The following is a 19820-nucleotide window of genomic DNA, read 5'->3' as shown; positions in this document are numbered from 1 at the left end:
TTTTCTTCTCAATCCACGCTTAAGCGCATTGCCAGGCCGGCCCGTGGGAGACGGGCCACCACCAATGCTGCGATAGGAGGGGCGAGGACATGTTCATGGCAGCAACCGCAACACAGGGCGGGGTCGCCTGTCAAGCACTCCCTGTCAGGCACCTTCCCGCGGCGGGGCGACGGCGTAGCTGCTGAGGTCCTCCTTGCGGCGCTCGTCCGACGGCAGCCGGCCCTTGACCAGGAAGCTGATGTTCTCCGCCACGTTGGTGGCGTGGTCGCCGATGCGCTCGATCGACTTGGCGGCGAACAGCAGATGGGTGCAGCCGGTGATCTGCGCCGGCGTCTCCATCATGTAGGTCAGGAATTCGCGGAACAGAGCGGTATAGGCGGCATCGACCTCCCCGTCGCAATCGCGGACGGCGGCGGCGAGGTCGGCATTCTGTTCGGTGTAGGCGCGGCGCATGTCGCCGATCATCGCCTGCACCATACGTCCCATGCGGACCAGCGAGGCGACCGGCGGCGCCACCGGCAGTGTGGCCAGCGTGACCGCCCGCTTGGCGACCGATCCGGCGAAATCGCCCATCCGCTCCAGGTTCGAGGCGATCTTCAGCGCCGCGACGATCTCGCGCAGGTCCTTCGCCATCGGCTGGCGCAGGGCCAGAAGGCGGACGGTCATCGCCTCCACCTCCATCTCCAGCCGGTCGATTTCGGCATCGCCCTTCAGCACCTCGCCCGCGATCTCGGCATCGGGGCCGGCCAGCGAATCGAGCGCCAGCCCGACCTGCCGCTCCACCAGTTCGCCCATCCGGTCGATGGCGCTGCGCAGGGCCGCCAGCTCGGTGTCGAAAGCCGCAAGCGTGTGTCCACCCGACATGATCCCCAACTCCCCATTATGACTGGCCTGTTGCAGGCGGTGCTGCACCCGACGCCCCGCAGATGGGGCCCGGCGGCGCCGTCGCCAAGCCGCCTCGGCACTGGAGGCGGCTTTAACCTTTGGCATAGATTATTTCCGGACACTGGTCTATCGATGGACCACGCAACCATGCAGACCGGACCGGACCGATGACACCGCACGAGTTGGTTGCCGTGCTGGAAAAGCACGAGCGCTGGCTGAAGAACAAGTCGGGCGGTTCGCGCGCCAACCTGACCATGGCGAACATGGAAGGCTCGAACCTGTCCGGGGTGAACCTGGCGCAGGGCAAGCTGTCCGGCGCCAACCTGTCCCATTGCGACCTGTCCAACGCCAATCTCAGCACCGCCGACCTGTTCGCCGCCCATCTGACGAAGGCGGATCTGTCCGGTTGCAACCTGTACCGCGCCGACCTGCGCGGCGCCCACATGCGCGGCGCCAAGATGAAGCGCGCCATCCTTCGCGAGGCCGATCTGCGCGGCGGCGCGCTGCTCTATGGCGGACAGGGCGGCAAGAACGGCAAGGGGCTGGATTTCGTCCGCTCCGACCTGACAGGGACGGATTTCGACGATGCGTCGCTGACCAACGCCAACCTGTCGGGCGCCGACCTGACCGACGTGTCGATGAACGGCGCCGATTGCGAGGGCGCGCTGCTGACCGGCGCCACGCTGATGCGCGCCAGCATGAAGAACTGCAATCTCGCCCGCGCCGACCTGCGCGGCAGCAACCTGTCCGGCGTGAACCTGCAGGGCGCGGTGCTGCGCGACGCCAATCTGACCGGCGCGATGCTGGCCGGCGCCAACCTGCGCAATGCCGATCTGCAGGGCGCGAAGCTGGAGGGCGCCGATCTGACCGGGGCCGACACCACCGGCGCCAATCTGGCGCGGTCGGCCGACAATTTCTCGGTCCAGATCCAGCAGGCCCTGCACAGCCACTACACTTGGATCAACACCAACGGCACGATGGGGGCACGGGCCGACCTGACCGGCGCCGACCTCAGCCACATCGACCTGACCGGGGTGAACCTATCGGGCGCCAACCTGAAACGGGCCAATCTCAGCGGCGCCAAGATGCGCGAGGCGCTGCTGATCATGTGCGACATCTCCGAAGCCGTGCTGGCCGGCGCCGATTTCAGCGCGGCGATCCTGGACGGCGCCAATCTGCGCGGCGCCGACATGGACGGGGTGCGGCTGGACGGGGCCGGAGTCGGCTGGGTCGACATCAAGGGGCCGGACGGCCAGCCGACCGGGCGGCTGTGGGCGGCGAACCTGACCGGGGCGCGGCTGACCGGCAGTTCCTGCGTCCGCACCAACCTGCGCGGGGCCAACCTGTCGGACTGCGACTTCAGCAATGCCAACCTGACCGGGGCGATCTTGAGCGACGCCAACATCCAGGACGCGAAATTCTCCGGCGCCAATCTGACCGGCGCCAGCCTGCCGCCGCCGCCGGATCCGGATGACGACTGATCCGACGGCGTGTGATCTGGACGGTGATTGATCCGCCGTAGCGGCCTCGGCCCGTGGCGGCGATGGCCGTCTGCCGCCGCCGACGCTACTCTTCCTCGCTCTCCCGGGCGGCGGCGGAGGCGGCGTTGAGGTTGGCACCGACGCGGCGCAGCACGTCCAGCGTCACGTCCAGTTCCTCCGGCGCGATGCCGTCAATGGCGATCTGGGCGATCTCGGAGGCGCTGGGCATCATCGTGTCGCGCAGGGCCCGGCCCTTGTCGGTCAGGAAGATGTTCATCTTGCGGCGGTCGTGGCTGTTGCGGACGCGCTGGACCAGCCCCTGCGCCTCCATCACGTTGACCGCGGTGACGGTGGTCGGCTCCATCATGCCGACGCGGTGGCTCAACTCCCGCTGGGTCAGGCCGTCCTCCTCCCACAGGGCGCGCAGGAAGAACCATTGCCCCATGCTGACCCCCGACCGCGCGATGCGCGTCTGCAGGGCGCGGGCGAAGGCGCGATTCACTTCCCGGACGACGAACGATAAAGCACCGTCGGCCGAACCGGCCTGGTCCTCCGACTCGCCGGGGCGTTCGGGCCCCCACCCCTTGACAGACGCCTCCATACCGACAATCTCTCTGCCGTCGTTCCCATACCCGCAACCACCCACGCCGACCGGCGCCGACCGCCGGGCAGTCACCTGTCGAGGCGACGCTGCGGCATCGTGTCCGTCGGGTCCATGCCTGTCTGGTAACACCACCTTGACACGAAGGGGCATGGCTGCGTCATCCAATCATAACGTGTTGTGTGCAAAGCGCAAATCAATTGCGCGGCCTGCAATCACCGACATGCAATGATATGTCACCCCCGGCCCCACCGAACACCGTCAGCATAAGCAGAACGTCTCATTCGATGCTTCGCATGGCCGCCTTGTGTCGCCTCCATCTTTTTGGCGCGACCAACGGGCACCATATCCGCATATGATGATCGATATGATGATTGCCAATTGGATCGGTATTACTTGGCAGTTCGTGCGGCACCGATCGTGCAATGTGAATATTTCGCTAAATTGTTGATAAACCCCTTCCAACGGCTTGCATAGGATGCGGCCTTTGGTCACACGAGTACGCAAACCGCCTTCACACAGGAGCCGAGAGCCCGCAATGACCGCTTCGCCGACCGTTCCTTCGTCCCGTACCGTCACCGTCGCCGCCACCCAGATGGCCTGCAGCTGGGACCGTGCCGCCAACGTCGACGGCGTCGAATCGCTGATTCGCGAGGCCGCCGCCAAGGGCGCGCAGATCATCCTGCCGCAGGAGCTGTTCGAGACCCCCTATTTCTGCAAGGACCAGAAGCAGTCGCTGTTCGAACTGGCCGCTCCGGCCGAGGGGCATCCGGTGATCGGACGCATGCAGGCGCTGGCCCGCGAGCTGTCGGTGGTGATTCCCGTCAGTTTCTTCGAGAAGGCGCGCAACGCCTATTACAACTCGATGGCCATGGTCGATGCCGACGGCAGCCTGCTGGGCGTCTACCGCAAGTCCCACATCCCCGACGGCCCCGGCTATCAGGAGAAGTTCTATTTCAGCCCCGGCGACACTGGAATCCAGGTATTCAAGACCCGTTACGCCACCGTCGGCTGCGCCATCTGCTGGGACCAGTGGTTCCCGGAGACCGCCCGCGTCATGGCGCTGAAGGGGGCGGAGATCCTGCTCTACCCCACAGCCATCGGGTCGGAGCCGCAGGATTCCTCCATCGACAGCCAGGGTCATTGGACACGGGTGATGCAGGGCCATGCCGGCGCCAACCTGATGCCGCTGGTCGCCTCCAACCGCGTCGGGGTGGAGCAGGGGGAAAGCTGCGCACTGACCTTCTACGGCTCGTCCTTCATCGCCGGGCCGCAGGGGGAGATCGTGGCGCAGGCCGACCGTGAGAGCCGGACGGTGCTGACCGCGAGCTTCGACCTCGACCGGATCGCGGCACAGCGCGCCTCCTGGGGCGTTTTCCGCGACCGTCGTCCGGAGCTGTACGGCGCCCTGTTGACGCTGGACGGCGAAACGATGCCGCGGCGCTGATCGGGTCGGGGAACCCGGAGTAAGTGCCGACGCCGCGCGGCGTCAGACCGTCAGCCCCCTCCCCGCTCCGGCGGAATTGCCCAAGGCCTGTGCCGCGCCATAGGCGGCAGCCGCCCGTCCGGACGCGGTGTCACCGCCCTGCCGGCGCTGTTCCGACTGGGCCTGAAGCTTCGCCGCGTCCGCCTGCGCGGCGACGCGCAAATCCTGCGGCGACGGGTCGGCCGGGGCAAGAGCCGCAGCCTTCACCTGCTCCATCTTGGCGACGGTGGCGGTCGGCTCCGATTCGGGACTGACGTCGATCGGCACCTCGCCGGCGGTGGCGTAGTTCTTGCCGTCCGGCCCGCGGGTGAAGGTGAAGGAGGCACCGCCGGCCTGGGCGCCGCCGGCCGCCTGATGCGCCGCCTCGTGCTGGCGGACGCTGGTGTCGGCCTGCTTGAGCTTCTGGACCTGCTGTTGTGCCGCGTCGGACAGGGTGACGGTGTCAGTGGAGCCGCCGCCCTGCCCCTTCCCTTCGGCACTGTCCTTCCCGCCGTCCGACGCGGCATTCCCATCCCGCCGCAGCGGCTGGCTGCGTGGGGTGGCATAGGTCCCGATGGACGGGCTGGTGATGGAAAGGTCGGCAGCCACCGCCCGCATCCTCAAGAAAAGAGGCCGAACTTCCCCTTAATTTAGGACGATTCGGCCGCACCGGCAATGGTGCGACCGCCGTTATGCCGCGATCGCCGCCTTCAGCCCTGCTCGAAACTGGTCAGGACGTTGGCGACATTCACGCCGAGATCGTCGACGGCATAGCCGCCCTCCATCACGAACAGGGTCGGCAGGCCGATGCCGGCGATGGCCGCGCCCATGCGCAGGAAATCCTCCGACAGCAGCCGGAAGCGGGAGATCGGGTCGCCACCATAGGTGTCCGCCCCCAGCGACAGCACCAGCGCGTCGGCACCGAAGGCACGGATGCGCGCCGCGGCGGCGGCCAGCGCCTGGGCATAGCCGTCCCAATCGGTCCCCCAGGGCAGCGTCAGGTTCAGGTTCGCTCCCTCCCCCGCCCCGGCCCCGGTCTCGTCGGCATGGCCGCAGAAATAGGGGAATTCGTCGGCCGGATCGGCGTGGATCGACACGAACAGCACGTCGCCGCGCTCCCAGAAAATCTCCTGCGTGCCATTGCCGTGGTGATAGTCGACGTCCAGCACCGCCACCCGTGCGACCCCGCCGTCGCGCAGGGACTGCGTCGCAATCGCCGCGTTGTTCAGGAAGCAATAGCCGCCGTAGAAGGCATGGCCGGCATGGTGCCCGGGCGGACGGCACAGCGCGAAGGCGCTGCGATCGCCGGCCCGCAGGCGGTCGACACCGGTCAGCGCGCTGTCGGCGGCGGCGGTGGCGGCCCGCCATGTCCCGGCGGTGATCGGCGTTCCGGCATCGAAGGAGTAGAAGCCGAGTCGCCCGTCGATGGAGCGCGGCACCCGGCGCCGCGACATGCCCGGCGCCACCCAGTTCAACGGCAGCGCGTCGATGTCGGCACCATGTTCCTTCACCCAGTCGTCCCAAGCGGTCTGCAGAAAACTGAGATAGCCGGCGTCATGCACCCGTTCCAGCGGCGCGATGCCGTGACGGGTGGGTTCCATGATCGGGCCCAGCCCCACCGCCTCGATCCGCGCCCGCACGATGTCGGCACGGGCCGGCTTCTCGTAACAGGGCACAAGCTGGCCGTCGTTGAGTTCGGACCGGCCGGCCTGCAGCCGGTGCTCTTCGCTGTGAATGACGATCACGCCACTGGTTTCCCTGATTGTTCCACGACTGTTCCGCCGCCAGGAGCTGTCCGGGCCGGCGCAGTTCGGATCATCATAGACCCGCTGACGGGACGATGGACGATGCCCTTTTGCATGGCGACCCGGATGCGGGCCATTGCCTTTCGGTCGAACGCACGCAATAGTGTTCATTGCCTTCAGCTCGCGTTGTGCGGGTGGTGGATTGGGTTATTGGACATCGATGCTGGCTGCTGCGTGCAGGATATTCGCCCGAATGGTGCCGGGAATGGCGCCGGTTTTGTGGGCTTGCGCCGTGTTGGCCGCCGGGCCGACGCGAACTGACCAGCCATTGCCGCAATCGCCTGGAAGCGCCGCAAACTCTATCGCTTCTCCCCTCGAAGCTGCCTTCTCCGCCCGCGCCGGCGAGTCGCTGCGCCAATTCGGCTATGACCTGTTCGGCCCTGCCGCGGATGCCGCAGGGGCGGACGCAGCCCCCGGCGCCATTCAGGGCGATTACGTGCTGAACACCGGCGACGCCGTGCTGGTGACCCTGCGCGGCCAGAAATCCTTCAGCAAGCGCTTTACCATCGACCGCAACGGGCAGCTGGTGGTGGACGACCTGCGCCCGCTGACCGCCGCCGGCCTGACGCTGGATGCCCTGCGGCGGGACCTTGCCGCTGCCGCTGCCGCCACATGGCCCAGCACCGACGCCTTCGCCTCGCTGGCGGAAGTGCGGCGGATCGGCGTTCTGGTCACCGGCGTGGTCCGCCGGCCGGGCCGGCAGGAGATCAGCGCCTTCGCCACCGTGCTGGACGCGCTGTCCGCCGCCGGTGGGGTGGAGCGTGGCGGCAGCCTGCGCGCCGTGCGGCTGATGCGGGCGGGCGGCAGCGTCGCCATCGACCTCTATGCCCTGCAGATCGCCGGTGCCTCCGGCAATGCGGACATGCCGCTGCGCGACGGCGACCGCCTGTTCGTCCCGCCGCTGGGCGCCACCGTCGCCGTCGCCGGCCCGGTGAAACGGCCGGGAATCTACGAGCTTCCGCCCGGCGGCGGCCCGCTGTCGGCGGCGGAGTTGCGCGACCTTGCCGGCGGCTCGCTGCGGCCCGGCCAGGGGCGGCTCCTCCGGTTCGGCATCGGTCCCACCGGCGAGGAGACGACGGAGGAGGTTGCGGACGCCGAAGCCAAACGCTTCGCCGACGGCGACCTGCTGCTGCTCGCCCCGCAACGCGAGGACCGCCGCGGCGAGGTGCGGCTGGAGGGGCATGTCCTGCGTCCCGGCCCGCGCGCCTGGAGCCGGGCGAAGACGCTGCCCGGACTGCTGTCCCGCACCGATCTGCGCCCCGATCCCTATCTGCCCTTCGCCGCCCTGGAAAGCACCATCTCCGCCACCGGTGCGCGTGAGCTGCGGCCGGTCGCCCTGTCCGCCGTCCTGAACGGCCGGGACCGCCGCGACTTGGCCGAAGGCGACACGCTGTATGTGCTGGGGAGCGCGGACGTAGATTTCCTGACCTCGGAGCCGGTCTTGGCCATCCTGCGCGGCGACCGGCAGCCGCCGCAGGATGCCTGCCCCGGGCTGGTCGCCCTCGCCAGGACCCTGGCGGCGGAACCGGCTGGGCCGCTCGCCACCGGACCGCAGGCCCGCGCCGCCGCCACACTGACCGGCGCCCGCACACCCTGTCCGCCGCTGTTCGCCGCGGTGCCAGACCTGCTGCCACTGGCCCTACGCCATTCGGTTCTGCGCCTTACCGGCGTGCCGCGCCCCGGCTTCTATCCAGTGGCCGATGGCACGGAGAGCGCCGGCGCCCGCGAGACCATCGTCGAGTCGCAAGCGCCGCAGTACGAGCTTATCGGCCATGTCCGTCACCCCGGCACCCGCCGGCTGGGCGCCGGAACCACGCTGCGCAAGGCGCTGGGCGACGGCAAGCTGTTGAGGCGCGATGTCTATCCGTTGCTGGGCATCGTCGAGCGATACGACCGGCGGACCCTGACCCGGCTCTATCTGCCCTTTTCTCCGCAGGAGGTTGCCGCCGGGCGGGCGGATCGCGGACTGGCCGACGGCGACCGCATCCACCTGTTCGCCGCCGACGACATCCGCAGCCTGGAAAAGCCTGCGGAGGCAGCGACCGACGACAAAGCGGACGGCGACAGCGAGCCGGCGATGCTGGCCGCCGTGCTCGATCCCGCCATCGTCGCGGTGATCGGCGAGCGGACGGTCCAGGTGCGCGGTGCGGTGCGCGATCCCGGCGGCTACCCGGTCGCCGACCGCACGCCGCTGGAGTCGCTGATCGCCGCGGCCGGCGGGCTGTCCGCCGATGCCGACCCGACGGTGGCGGAACTGACGGCCGTCAATGGCACACGCAGCAGCATCGACCTTTCCCGCGACGGCTCCCGCTCGGTCGGCCCCGGCGATGCGCTGCGGATCAATCCGCGGCCGCAGGCGCTGGAATCGCGCGCCGTGGCCATCGAAGGGGCGGTGCGCCGCCCCGGCCGCTACGACATCGGCCGCGGCGAGACGCTGTCCTCGCTGATCGCGCGGGCCGGCGGCCTGCTGGACGACGCCTATCCCGCCGGGGCGGTGTTGACCCGCGAGAGCGAGCGCCGCCGCGAGAAGGAGCAGTTCCAACGCCAAGCCCGCGAGCTGGAACGGACGCTGGCGCTGGAGATGGAGAAGGGCGAGCCGGTGAAGGCGGAGAATGTGGCACTGGCCCGCCAGCTCGCCGCCCAGCTCCGCGGCGCCGAACCGCTCGGCCGCGTGGTGGTCGAGGCGGACCCCGCCGTCCTGCGCGGCCGGCCGGAGCTGGACCCGCTGCTGGAGCCCGACGACCGCATCCTGATCCCGAAACGGCCGTTGACCGTGGCGGTCTCGGGCGAAGTGCTGCACCCCACCGCCGCGCAGTTCGTCAGCGGCAAGACGGCGGAGGATTATCTCGGCGAGGCCGGTGGCACCACCCGCGATGCCGACACCGGCCGGAGCTTCCTGGTCCTGCCCGACGGGCGGGCCCGGCCGCTGGCGCTGTCCTCCTGGAACCACCGGGTGGACACGATTCCGCCGGGTTCGATCCTGGTGGTGCCGCGCGATCCACGCCCCTTCGACGGTCTGGACGCCACCAAGGCGGTCGGCAACATCCTGAGCCAGCTGGCGATCACGGCCGCCTCGATCTCGGTGATCACGCGATGACGGCGCCCGCCCCTCCCCGCCTCGCCATCCTGACCGTGGTCCGCAACGACCGCGCCGGGCTGGCCGACACCCATGACAGCCTGCGCGGTCAACTGGGCCGCGATGTCGTCTGGCTGGTGGCCGATGGCGCCTCCACCGACGGAACCGCGGAGTGGCTGACCGCCCATGCCGAGAGTCCGCTCTGGTGGCGGTCGTGTCCCGACTCGGGGCTGTACGACGCGATGAACGACCTGCTCGACGCCGCCCGTCGGCTGGACTGCAGCCATGCCCTGTTTCTGAACGCCGGCGACCGGCTGGCGGCGGCGGACAGCGCGCCGCGCCTGCTGCAGGCCATCGCCCGGCACCCCGGCTGCGCCCTTCTCTACGGCGATGCGCTGGAGCGGCAGGGGGACGGACGTATCCTCCTGAAGCGCGCCCGGTCGCACCGCTGGGCGCCGCTGGGTATGTTCACTCACCATCAGGCCATGATCTACCGGGTTTCCGCTCTGGCAGACCTTCGCTTCGACCCCCGCTATCGGATCGCAGCCGATTACGCCTTCACGCTTGCCGTTCTTGGCCGCGGTGAGGCGGTGCGGCTGCGCTGGCCCGTCTGCCTGTTCGCCCCCGGCGGCCTGTCACAACGCGATGCCGCCGCGGGCCGGCGAGAGCAAGCCGCGATTCGCCGATGCCATTACCGCTGTGGAGCGGCAAGCGCAGCGGCGGTCGCCGCGGCTCAGCGAGTCGCGCTGGCAGTGCGTCATTATTTTCCCTCAGCATACGCGAAATTACGTTTCCGGCGCCCGGAAACATAACGTCTTTTGCATAGATCCTCCCACTTCCACCCGAACGGGCCATTGATACGCACAAATGGTTGCATAGAATTTACTTTCTGAACTAAGCATTCTCGCGGCGCCTTCCCTCCGGCTTTCCCTTCGAGGTACGACTTATGAGCGCGACCAAGACCAAACTCGCCCCCGCCCACACCCTGTCGCGCCGCGGCGAAGGTCCCAACCCCATCGACATCCATGTCGGCGCCCGCCTGCGGCTTCGCCGCACCCTGCTCGGCCTGAGTCAGGAAAAACTGGGCGAAGCGGTCGGGATCACCTTCCAGCAGCTGCAGAAGTACGAGCGCGGGTCGAACCGCATCAGCGCCAGCCGCCTTTACAATCTTTCGCAGGTGCTGGGCGTGCCGGTCAGCTACTTCTTCGACGACATGCCGTCGCCCGACCAGATCACCGCCGAGTCCCCTGCCGAGAGCATGAGCGAGACGGACGAATTCGAATCGATGGCGCGCCGCGAAACGCTGGAGCTGGTCCGGGCCTATTACCGGATCGAGGATCCGGGCGTGCGCAAGCGCACCTTCGACCTGCTGAAGGCACTGGGCGGCGACCGCATCGCATTGTTCGAGGAGTAAGGATCGCTCACCGGTCGCATGACCGATGGGATTTCAGGGAAGGTATCGACCACCGGGAAGCGGGCTGATGCCTCCCGCGCCTGTGCGGCCGACCGCATCTTGAACCCGACCTGCCAATAGTAGAACGCGCGCGCCAGCGCGTGATCGAGCCCTGCTGCGCCGTCGAGAAACCCCAGGCGCAGCACATAGGCATGCAGGAAGGCCCAGAGCGGCCGGCCGGGCAGGCGCTGGAACAGCCGCTTCTGCGTCCGCCGGCCCGCGATTCCGCGCAGGCGCTTCAAAGAGGCGGGGGCGATGTCCGGCTCGCCATCGATCAGCCGCTCCATCCGGCCGTCGGCGCGCAAGGCCGCCTCCCAGTCGGAATAGCGGTTGTGCCGGTCGAACCAGGCCGAGAGCGGCTTGGCGTCATCATGGTCCATCGGCTGGCGCAGCCGGCCGGTCGTGCCGGCGACCTGCGGCTGGTAATGCCCCTCCACCTCCCACATGGAGGCGACATCCAGATCGGGCTGTTCGGGAAAACGCACGCGCCGGCGGTCGAGCAGGGCGAGCTTGCGGTTCCAGCAGCCGAACCGCAGCGGCCGGCCACGGACGACCGGCCGGCCATCGATCCAATAGGCGGCATGGCGCGGTCCGTCGACCGGCGAAACCGCCATCAGACGGCCAATCTCTTCCGCCAATTCCGCCGTCGGCCGTTCGTCCGCATCGACAAAAAGAACCCAGTCATGAGCGAAGGGCAGAGTGTCCAGGCACCACTGCTTCTTCTTGGGATAACGGCCGTTCCAGCGGAAAGGAACCATCTGCGCACCGTGGGATAGGGCGATGTCCGGCGTTCCGTCGCCGCTGCCGCTGTCGACCACGAAGCACTCGGCAAAACGGGCGAGCGACGACAGGCAGATGGGCAGGTTCGCCGCCTCGTCGCGCGTCATCACGACCACAGATACCGGAATGGCTTTCATTGCACCGCCTCCACGCCGATGGCATGGTCCTTCAGCGCATGGCGCGCCGACAGGCCGAAGGCGGCGGCGATCAGCCCGACCAATCCGGCCAGCGGCACCACGACGGCCGGATTGGGCCAGTCCGGCAGCGCGCCGGCGGTCGGCGGCTGTATCAGGTCGGCGGCAAAGGGCAGGTCAACGCCGATCATCATCGCCACCCGCTCCTGGTCGAGCAGCAGGTCGCTCAGGGCCTGCCGGTGCTCCGCCACGGTGACGGCGCCAAGGCGGAGCTTGATGTGGGCGATCTGCGCGGCGCTGCGCCGGGCCGCCTCCGCCCGCAGATGGGCGTCGGTTGCCGCGGCGATCCGCCCCAGAAGATCAACCGCCATCTCCCGGTCGGCGTGACGGAAGGTGATGCGCCGCATCGGCCCCGACCGCAGCATGTCGACCACCAGCCTCTCACGCAGCGCGCGCGCCACGCGGTCGCCGTCCGGCTCCACCCAATCCTCGCGTCCGACCAGCGCCAGCAGCCCCCGCTTCACCATTGGCAGCAGCCCCGGCGGCGATCGCCAGCGCCCCGTTTCCGCATCCCAGCGGTCGGGGAACAGGGCGCGCAGGATGTTGGGATCGCGCGCCAGACGCTCGGCAACAGGGCCCGACCCGAACAATTCCAAATAGCGGGCGAAGTCCGACAGCGATTCGTCACCCGCCCCCGGTTCGGCGACGCCGGCGGAATCCCGACCGCTCAGCGTCGGCACCCGGGCGCCCATCGCGGCCGATCCGACCCGCGCCGTCGGCCCGATGACCATCGCCGCGGTATAGGCCGGCGTTACCGTCCACAGCCCCGCCACCGCCAGCGCCAGCCCGCCCAGCCAGCCGGCCAGCAGCCAGCGCCACCCCGTCTGCAAGGTACGAACGAAGGCGCGCAGATCGCCCTCCCCGCCCGACGACGGCAGGACCAGGGTCAAGGCCTGCGGCTGAGGCTGGCGTTGGGTTGGCGAGATCACGCCGTCAGGCATGGGGCAGCGGCCTTCCTATCACCGGCCGGGCAAGCCTGCGCTCCGCCACGAGGCGTTCGGCCAGTCCGGCGAAGGCCGCGGCGGCGCGGTCGGCGGTCCAGGCGGCGGACAGCCGGGCCGCGCGCGCTCCCTCCGCCGCGCACCGGCCGGGATCGGCGGCATAGGCGCGGACCGCATCGGCGATGGCCGGACCGTCGAACGGGTCGATCAACAGACCGCAGCCCTCGACCCGTGCCGCCGCCTCGCTTCCCGCCGGCCCCAGGAACAGGCAGGGCCGCCCCGCCGCCTGCACCCCGGCCAGCTTGCTCGGCACCAGCATCCCCTCCGCCGCCGGGTCCATCGCCACCAGATGCAGATCGGCGGCGGACAGGCACTCCGCCAGCCGCTCGGCCGGCTGCCAGGAAAGCCGCCGCAGGTTGCGCAAGCCCCGTTGGCGCGCGGCCTCCTCCACCGCGGCGAAGCCCCTCCCTTCGCCGACCAGCAGGAAAAGCACGGCGGAATCGCTGTCCTGCAGCCGGGCCGCGGCCTCCAGAACGCCTTGCATCGGGTGGGCAAGCCCAAGCGTCCCGGAATAGACCACCAGGAAACGGCCATCGCCCTCCTCCAGGCCCAGCGACTTGCGGAAGTCGTTTTCTTCCTTCGGCAGCGGGCGGATCGCCGGATCGGGCCAATTCGGCAGCAGAGTCATCCGGTCGGCCGGTACACCCGTCGCCAGGATGCGCTCGCGCATGCAGCGCCCGATGGCGACCACCCCGCTATGCCGGCGCAGCGCGCGCGTCATGCCGTGGCCGGCCATTCGCCGGAGAATCGCCGGCATCCGCACGCCCAGCACCGGCAGCAGGTCGGGGTAGAGGTCCTGGCACCAGTGCAGCGACGCCGCCCCATGCCGGGCGGCCAGAACCGGACCGGCCAGCGCCAGCAGCGGCGGATCGGTCATCGTCACCACCAGATCGTGGCGCGGCAGGCGCAAAGCCCGGCCGGTCAGTCGGCACAGCGAATCGAGATAGGCGCGCGCGTCCGGCCTCTCCCCTGCCGCAACCACGCCGCCGGTGCGGCAAAGCGTGACGCCGGCCGGCGCACGGCAGTCCGTCCGCGCCCCGTCCGCGACCACCGTCACCCGCCAGCCCGCTGCCGCCATCCGGGCGGAAAGGTCCGACAGGCAACGGCCGGTGGCCCCGCGGTCCGGCGGGAACACCCGGTTGACGAACAGGATGGACGGCGGATCGAACGTCACGGCGCACCGATGCGGGAATTACACGCGAAAGTATGCAGATCCGCTAAGGTGCCGACAACCCTTTCCTGCGCTCCGCCACCACAAGCATCAGCGACAGGATGACGCCGGTGTCGAGATACTTGAAGCTGGTGTGGAGGCAGAGCGCCATCAGCAGGGGCGGCACCACCGCAAGCGCCAGCGGCGGATCGGTCGCCAGCAGCCGGCACCAGGGCCGGACCAGCGCCGTCAGATAGGCCCCCAGCGCAACCATGCCGAAAAGCCCGGTCTTCAGCAGGCTGTAGCTGGCCAGCGTGTGGGTGTAGCTGACCCGCCAGCCGCCCACCGCCGGGTTGGCGATCCGCGCGCCCCAGCCGTCGCCGAACAGCAGAGCCCAGGGCGTGGCGACGGCATGGTCGATCACCGCCGCGGCTTCCTCCCAACGGGCATTGACGCCGGTCAGCCGCGTCTTCTCCGCCGCCTGCTGCCATGCGCCGACCAGGGCATCGCCGCCGGCCATCGCCAGCAGGCCGACTCCCAGCAGCAGCGGCAAGGCCAGCCACGGTCGCCGCCGCGCCAACCACAGGGCGGTCAGAGCGAGCGACAGCACCGCCAGCCCGAGCGCCGTGCGATGGACCGCGCCGGCGAGCGCGCCAAGGCAAAGCGCTCCACCGGCGGCACAGGGAATCGCCGCGACCCAGTACCGGATTCGCCCACCCACCGCCACCAGCGACAGCGCGAGCGCCGGCAGCAGCACCGCGGCGAACAGAACCGACGGGGCATTGAGCAGATAGACGCCGCCATCGGCCATCGCCCGCCGTCCGATGGCGCCGAATCCCCAATCCGCCTGCCGCCACCAACGCAAGGCCAGCAGCAGCCCGGCCATCGCCAGCCCACCCGCCAACGCGCGCACCGTCCGGTCTCCGCCGCTCCGCAGCGCCGGCACCAGAAGCACGGGAAGGAACAGGAAGACCAGGGGCACGACGTCCCGCAGGATGTCGGCCGCCTCCCACCCCAGCGCAGCCCCGCGCAGCAGCGGCACCCACAGAAGCCACGCGAACGCGGCGACCACCACCGGCATCCAGCGCATATCCGACTGCCCGACGCCAGACGGCGTCCGAAGGGCATGACCGCTCGCCACCGCCAGCGGCCATTTCCAGCCAATGGCGGCCAGGATCAGCAGGCCGATGGACAGTTCGATCCCGCGCAAGGCGGGCGGCGCCGGGACGCTGAGGCCGCCATAGAGCAGCAGGGCCCCCGTCATCGACAGCGCGCCAAAGCTGCCTGCCGCCACCCTCACGGCCGATCTCCGGAACGCGGGCCTACGGAACTCAGGCCCAGCGCTGCTCGGCGCGGTCCAGACGGTAGAACAGCCCTTCCTGCGGACGAAGTCGCAGCGTGCCGGTCAGGGTCAGCGGTTCCCGCGTCGCCGGCAGGGCGATGGCGGTGTGGACATGCATCATGGTCGCCGGTCCGGGATTCTCGCAGGCGGGACACCCCATTGGATTGGCGGACAGGATAAAGCGGTTGTGGCTGGCGCCGTCGGTCAGCGGCACCATGAAGCCGCGGATGGTGACCGGCCGGCCATCCAGCGCCGAAACCTTCGTGGGAAATTGCGGATTGCCGGCAAGGCCGCCGAACCGCACCGTGCCCAGATCGCGCCAGATCGCCGTGGTTTCGTCCAGCGGCAGGTGGAAGGGGCCGGCGGGATGGCTCGGCGCATCCGCCGATCCGGCGGCCCAAACGGCCCAACCGGCGACGGGAGCGAGCGCAAGCGGCAACAGAATCTGGCGCCGGCCGGGCATGGCCGTGCCCAGGGCCGCACCAAAACGGGTGGCGGTGTTCATGGTCGCTTCTCCCCTGCTGCGTTGCTTCGTCACCGGGGCTGCGAAATCGGGGCGCCGTGTGTTGTGGAAGTCTTTTGTCCGGTCGCCAGGGAACAGCTTTGTCCGGTGCGGGGCGACGCCTTCTGCCGGGCGGTCGCCAATTGCGCGAAAGTCTCCGGCAAGCGCGGCCCCCGGTCAACCGGCAATTCGCCGGAACGCAAGCGGAATACCGGCGCGTTAGGACAGGTTTCCCGCGGCGCGCTATCCCGGCGCATTCAAAAAAACGCAATCTGTTTGACGGGGTGCGGCACCGCACTCCATAGTCCCAGCACTGGCCGTGCCGCACTGCACACAGTCCCGCGCAAGCCGTTCCGATGACGAGACGAGCCATGGAAACCTTTCGCTTCCAGCCGGGCGAAACCCCGGTCCTGCTCAGCATTCCGCATGTCGGGACGATGATTCCGCCGGACATCGCAGCCACGATGACGCCGGAAGGGCTGGCCCAGCCCGACGTCGACCGCCACCTGGACCGGTTGTACCACTTCGCCCCCGCGCTCGGAATCGGTTTCCTGACAGCGCTGTGTTCGCGCTACGTGGTGGATCTGAACCGCGACCCGGACGGCGCCATGGCGCAGCCGGGGCTCGACCCGACCGAAATCTGCCCGCTGACCACCTTCGACCGCAAGCCGATCTATCAGCCGGGGCGGGAGCCCGACCGGGCGGAGGTCGACCGGCGGGTCGGCGCCTACTGGCGCCCCTATCACGAGCAGCTGCGCAGCGAGCTGCGCGCGCTCCGCGACCGATACGGCGTCGCCGTCCTGTTCGATGCCCATTCGGTGCGCAGCCGGGTTCCGCGCTTTTTCGACGGCACCCTCCCCGACTTCAACCTCGGCACCGGCGACGGCAGCAGCACCGCCCAGCCGCTGGTCGTCCGGCTGATGAACGTGCTTTCGGCGTCGGAGCGCTATTCGGCCGCGCTGAACGGCCGCCTGCGCGGCGGCTTCATCATCCGCAGCTACGGTCAGCCGGAAGAGAACATCCACGCCATCCAGCTGGAACTGACCCAGTCAACTTATATGGACGAGGATGCGCCTTATCACTTCCGCCCCGACCTCGCGGCGGAGGTAAAGCCGTCGCTGGAGCGGCTGCTGAGCGTCGTCGTAGAATGGGCGTGGCAGAAGGCCAGCGGACAGCGGCGTGCGGCGTTCCTGTAACCCCGCCCTCCTGTAACCCCGCCCACGACTCGACCGTTCGCCCCTCACACCAAAGAGTGGCCCTTCCCCGTCGCCGGGGAAGGGCCGAAGGACGGCCTGATCGGGGATGGATCAGATCTGGCCGCGCTCGCTGGCCTGACGCATCAGGACATATTGGCGCATCATCTGGTTGCGGAAGCGGTAGCGTTCCAGTCCCGGTTCCACCACCGGGGCCAGAATGCCGCCATGGTCCTCCCGCGTCAGACGCTTCAGCAGGTCGAGCGTCGCGGCGCTCGGCAATTCGCCGCTGTCGCCCGCCAGATCGTTGGGATCGAACACGCCATAGGCGTCGGCCGGGCACAACGCCGCAGCCAGCAGGGCATCCTCCAGTTCGACCCGGCGGTCGGCGGCCAGCGCGCGGGCATAGCTTTCGACGATGCCGCGTTCGGCCTCCTGCAGGCAGCGGGCGACGGCATAGCCAAGATCCGGCCGTTCCACCAGCTTGCTTCCGCGGCTAACGGCGCTGCGCGCCGCATGCAGGCCCAGAAGCTGCGCGTAGTACGGCAGGCCGCGCACGAACTCGGCGATCCGCCGCACCACGTCGGCGGCAAACTCGATTCCGGCATTCTGCGCACCCGCCTGGATTAGACGGCCGATCTCCTGATCGGTCATCAGCGGCAGATGCACCGGCACCAGGGAGCGCTGGATCGACGGATGCTTGCCCAGCAGCTGGTCGAGATTCTCGGCGACGCCGACCACCAGCAGCGTGACGGGGATCGAGCTGTCGGTCAGGTTCTTGAACAGCTCCGCCAGCTTGTTGCGGAAATCCTCGTCGGTGACGCGGTCATACTCGTCGAGGATCAGCAGCACATGGGTGGCGTGGATGCCCGCCAGCACCTCGTTCAGCTCGGTGACGCTGAAGGCGCCCTCCGGCAGCAGCTCGTTGAAGCTGGCGAAGTTGCGCCGCGCCGCGAACGGGTTGTCGAGCGCCGAGCGGTAATAAGTCGAGGGGATCTTCTTCAGGAAGTGCCGAAAGATGTCCTCGAAGCTCAGCTCGCCGCTGCAGGTCAGCTTCAGCGACAGATAGCCCGCCTGCCCGGCAATCTTCTCGATCGCGTTGGCGACGGAGGTCTTTCCGCGGCCGCGGTCGCCATAGAGGATGACGTGCGCCCGCTCCTCCTCGATGGCCGAGATGATGCGGCGCAGCGTGTCGTTGCGGCCGATGAACAGGCCGTTCAGCTGCTGCTTCGGTCGGGTCGGAGTAAAGGCTTCGCGCAGAAGGCCGTTCAGCTCCGGCGTCAGGCCCTTCAGCATCGCCGGCGCGTTGGCGCCGCCATTGGCCCCGAAGCCGCCGCGGTAACCGCCATTGACCGACATGGTGAAGCGCGGCAGGTCGTGCTCGCCATCAGCATCATGGCCGCCGGGCTGTGGGAACATATGGCCGCGGCGGTCGCCGGTGGCCTCGTTGTCGATGACGTCGGGCAGACGCGGGGCGGCGGGGCCGCGCATCGCCTCGAACCCTGCCCGGCCACCGATAGGCCCACCGACAGGATTGCCACCCGCATTCCCATCGACCGGACGCAGATGGAGCCCGCTCGGCCGTCCCGGCGCGTTGGAAAAGCCGCCGGCTCCCGGTCCGTTCATGCCGCCATTCATACCGCCGGCCATGCCGGGTCCGCCGGTCAGCGGACCGGACCCGAGCCCTCCGCCGGTGATGCCGGGACTACCCAGGCCGGCAGCACCGGCAGCCGGCAGCCGCTCGTCCGCCACGGCGGCCGATCGACGCTTTCGAAAGAAATTCCGCATCCGTCCCAATCCCCACGCGTTGTCGGCGTTCGCGGAACCGGCCCCCTTTCGGCTTCTCTGCTGGGCCAGGGACGGTTCCGCGTGTTCCCGATGTAAGCGCTGCGCCGGCCGGGGTGGGCTGGGATTTCGGATATAATACCGACGCGGCATCCCTCGTTCGGAGACCTCTTCCGAAGGGCTCCACCGCCCCGCCCTGCCCCGGACCGCATATTGGGCGCTTCGACGGTCATCACCCGATCAAGATCGGTCCAACCGTGGCCCAGCCATAGAGCACCGCGAGGAACAGGGCGAGAGTCACGCACTCACGCAGGAAAGCCAAAACCGACATGCCACCCTCCATTGTTCGCGTCTTGTTCTGATAGAGCTACCAGAACGGACGCGGAACGGCAACTGCGCAGTTCCGTCTATGTTCTCGTTACGGACTCAGGTGTTCCATTCCGGACACAGATCGAACGGACAAGCGGTCAGAAAGTTACGTGTCGAATGCGTGGAGTTTAACGCTTGGAATTTCAGGCCGGATCGGCGTCGTCGTAGCGGATCAGGTCGGTCCAGGCACGTTCCAGCCGCCGCAGCGTGCGATAGGTGGTTTCGAAATCGGCGCCGTCGCTGTCGGTGCGCAGCAGACTGTCGGCGCGCATCGCTTCCAGCTTCTTCAGCGCCTCGCAGGTCGCCAGCCCCTGGTCGGACAGCTTGAGCCGGGCGGCCCGGCGGTCGCGCTGGGACGGGCTGCGGTCGACATAGCCCGCCTCCACCAGATGCTTCAGATTGTAGGAGGCGTTGGAGCCCAGGTAATAGCCGCGCTCCAGCAGATCGCGGACCGACAGTTCCTCGGTGCCGATGTGCAGCAGCATCAGCGCCTGCGTCGGGCTGAGGTCGGTCACGCCGATGCGGGCCAGTTCCATCCGAAGCACGTCGAGGAAGCGTCGGGTGATGCTTTCCATGACGCGGCCAAGGTCGGTGTAGACCGCGGGGGCCGCCACACTCTGCTGCATGCTCATCATTCCTGTGCCAGTGGCTTGCAAAGCTCCAGTGCTTTGCAAACGCCGTTATCCGGTCGCCGCGGCACTGTCCTGCGCCTGCCGACCGGCGGACCGGGGAAAGGGT

Annotated in this window: 17 protein-coding genes; 6 read left to right on the top strand and 11 right to left on the bottom strand. The window is 68.9% G+C overall.

Annotation, left to right across the window (positions count from 1 at the left end; all coding sequences use genetic code 11):
* Window positions 1–144 precede the first annotated feature (144 nt).
* The gene (gene phoU, locus M5E06_RS04765; protein ID WP_252137337.1) at window positions 145–864 is read right to left on the bottom strand and encodes a phosphate signaling complex protein PhoU; all 720 of its coding nucleotides are present in this window, start codon (window positions 862–864) and stop codon (window positions 145–147) included.
* 188 nt (window positions 865–1052) lie between these two features.
* Between phoU and M5E06_RS04760 the strand changes: the two genes are divergently transcribed.
* On the top strand, window positions 1053–2366 hold the full coding sequence (locus M5E06_RS04760; RefSeq protein WP_252137336.1) for a pentapeptide repeat-containing protein: 1314 nt from the start codon (window positions 1053–1055) through the stop codon (window positions 2364–2366).
* An 85-nt stretch (window positions 2367–2451) separates the two neighbouring features.
* On the opposite strand, the gene M5E06_RS04755 is transcribed toward M5E06_RS04760, so the two are convergent.
* Complete coding sequence (locus M5E06_RS04755) at window positions 2452–2967, bottom strand: MarR family winged helix-turn-helix transcriptional regulator (protein ID WP_109157549.1); 516 nt, start codon at window positions 2965–2967, stop codon at window positions 2452–2454.
* Window positions 2968–3505: 538 nt separating this feature from the next.
* Between M5E06_RS04755 and aguB the strand changes: the two genes are divergently transcribed.
* The gene (aguB, locus tag M5E06_RS04750) at window positions 3506–4414 is read left to right on the top strand and encodes an N-carbamoylputrescine amidase (protein WP_252137335.1); all 909 of its coding nucleotides are present in this window, start codon (window positions 3506–3508) and stop codon (window positions 4412–4414) included.
* 42 nt (window positions 4415–4456) lie between these two features.
* Here aguB and M5E06_RS04745 read toward each other — a convergent pair whose 3' ends face one another.
* Both M5E06_RS04745 and M5E06_RS04740 read right to left on the bottom strand, forming a co-directional pair.
* Window positions 4457–5050, bottom strand: a complete 594-nt coding sequence (locus M5E06_RS04745; RefSeq protein WP_252138513.1) for a putative metalloprotease CJM1_0395 family protein — start codon at window positions 5048–5050, stop codon at window positions 4457–4459.
* Between the two features lie 92 nt (window positions 5051–5142).
* The gene (locus M5E06_RS04740) at window positions 5143–6177 is read right to left on the bottom strand and encodes a histone deacetylase family protein (protein ID WP_252137334.1); all 1035 of its coding nucleotides are present in this window, start codon (window positions 6175–6177) and stop codon (window positions 5143–5145) included.
* A 253-nt stretch (window positions 6178–6430) separates the two neighbouring features.
* Between M5E06_RS04740 and M5E06_RS04735 the strand changes: the two genes are divergently transcribed.
* From M5E06_RS04735 to M5E06_RS04725, 3 genes are all read left to right on the top strand, one after another.
* Window positions 6431–9334 (top strand): SLBB domain-containing protein, encoded by a 2904-nt coding sequence (locus M5E06_RS04735; protein WP_252137333.1) that lies wholly within the window; start codon window positions 6431–6433, stop codon window positions 9332–9334.
* Complete coding sequence (locus M5E06_RS04730) at window positions 9331–10125, top strand: glycosyltransferase family protein (RefSeq protein WP_252137332.1); 795 nt, start codon at window positions 9331–9333, stop codon at window positions 10123–10125. Before M5E06_RS04735 ends, M5E06_RS04730 begins: the two co-directional genes overlap by 4 nt.
* A 134-nt stretch (window positions 10126–10259) precedes the next feature.
* Window positions 10260–10727 carry a helix-turn-helix domain-containing protein gene (locus tag M5E06_RS04725; protein ID WP_252137331.1) on the top strand — a complete coding sequence of 156 codons (468 nt, stop codon included), beginning with the start codon at window positions 10260–10262 and terminating at the stop codon, window positions 10725–10727.
* Here M5E06_RS04725 and M5E06_RS04720 read toward each other — a convergent pair.
* Genes M5E06_RS04720 through M5E06_RS04700 form a run of 5 tightly spaced genes read right to left on the bottom strand, consistent with a single transcriptional unit; the run spans window position 10637 to window position 15738 of the window.
* Entirely contained in the window at window positions 10637–11683 is a 1047-nt protein-coding gene (locus M5E06_RS04720; protein ID WP_252137330.1) for a glycosyltransferase family 2 protein, read from the bottom strand. The genes M5E06_RS04725 and M5E06_RS04720 overlap by 91 nt on opposite strands.
* The gene (locus tag M5E06_RS04715) at window positions 11680–12681 is read right to left on the bottom strand and encodes a GumC domain-containing protein (protein ID WP_252137329.1); all 1002 of its coding nucleotides are present in this window, start codon (window positions 12679–12681) and stop codon (window positions 11680–11682) included. The genes M5E06_RS04720 and M5E06_RS04715 overlap by 4 nt, the downstream gene beginning before the upstream one ends.
* Window positions 12674–13915, bottom strand: coding sequence for a glycosyltransferase family 4 protein (locus M5E06_RS04710; protein WP_252137328.1), 1242 nt, complete (start codon window positions 13913–13915; stop codon window positions 12674–12676). The genes M5E06_RS04715 and M5E06_RS04710 overlap by 8 nt, the downstream gene beginning before the upstream one ends.
* 43 nt (window positions 13916–13958) lie before the next feature.
* On the bottom strand, window positions 13959–15191 hold the full coding sequence (locus M5E06_RS04705; protein WP_252137327.1) for a hypothetical protein: 1233 nt from the start codon (window positions 15189–15191) through the stop codon (window positions 13959–13961).
* A 31-nt stretch (window positions 15192–15222) separates the two neighbouring features.
* Entirely contained in the window at window positions 15223–15738 is a 516-nt protein-coding gene (locus M5E06_RS04700; protein WP_252137326.1) for a hypothetical protein, read from the bottom strand.
* Window positions 15739–16106: 368 nt separating this feature from the next.
* Here M5E06_RS04700 and hutG point away from each other — a divergent pair, with 368 nt between their 5' ends.
* Window positions 16107–16931 carry an N-formylglutamate deformylase gene (gene hutG / locus M5E06_RS04695; RefSeq protein ID WP_252137325.1) on the top strand — a complete coding sequence of 275 codons (825 nt, stop codon included), beginning with the start codon at window positions 16107–16109 and terminating at the stop codon, window positions 16929–16931.
* 111 nt (window positions 16932–17042) lie between these two features.
* Here hutG and M5E06_RS04690 read toward each other — a convergent pair whose 3' ends face one another.
* Both M5E06_RS04690 and M5E06_RS04685 read right to left on the bottom strand, forming a co-directional pair.
* Complete coding sequence (locus M5E06_RS04690) at window positions 17043–18716, bottom strand: ATP-binding protein (protein ID WP_252137324.1); 1674 nt, start codon at window positions 18714–18716, stop codon at window positions 17043–17045.
* Window positions 18717–19225: 509 nt separating this feature from the next.
* Complete coding sequence (locus tag M5E06_RS04685) at window positions 19226–19708, bottom strand: MarR family winged helix-turn-helix transcriptional regulator (RefSeq protein ID WP_246194136.1); 483 nt, start codon at window positions 19706–19708, stop codon at window positions 19226–19228.
* Window positions 19709–19820: the final 112 nt, after the last annotated feature.

Origin of the sequence: Azospirillum sp. A1-3, assembly GCF_023806445.1 — a bacterium.
In the GTDB taxonomy this organism is placed as follows: Bacteria; Pseudomonadota; Alphaproteobacteria; order Azospirillales; family Azospirillaceae; genus Azospirillum.
Note: the sequence above shows the minus strand (reverse complement) of the source record. Positions and strands in the feature narration are given on the sequence as shown.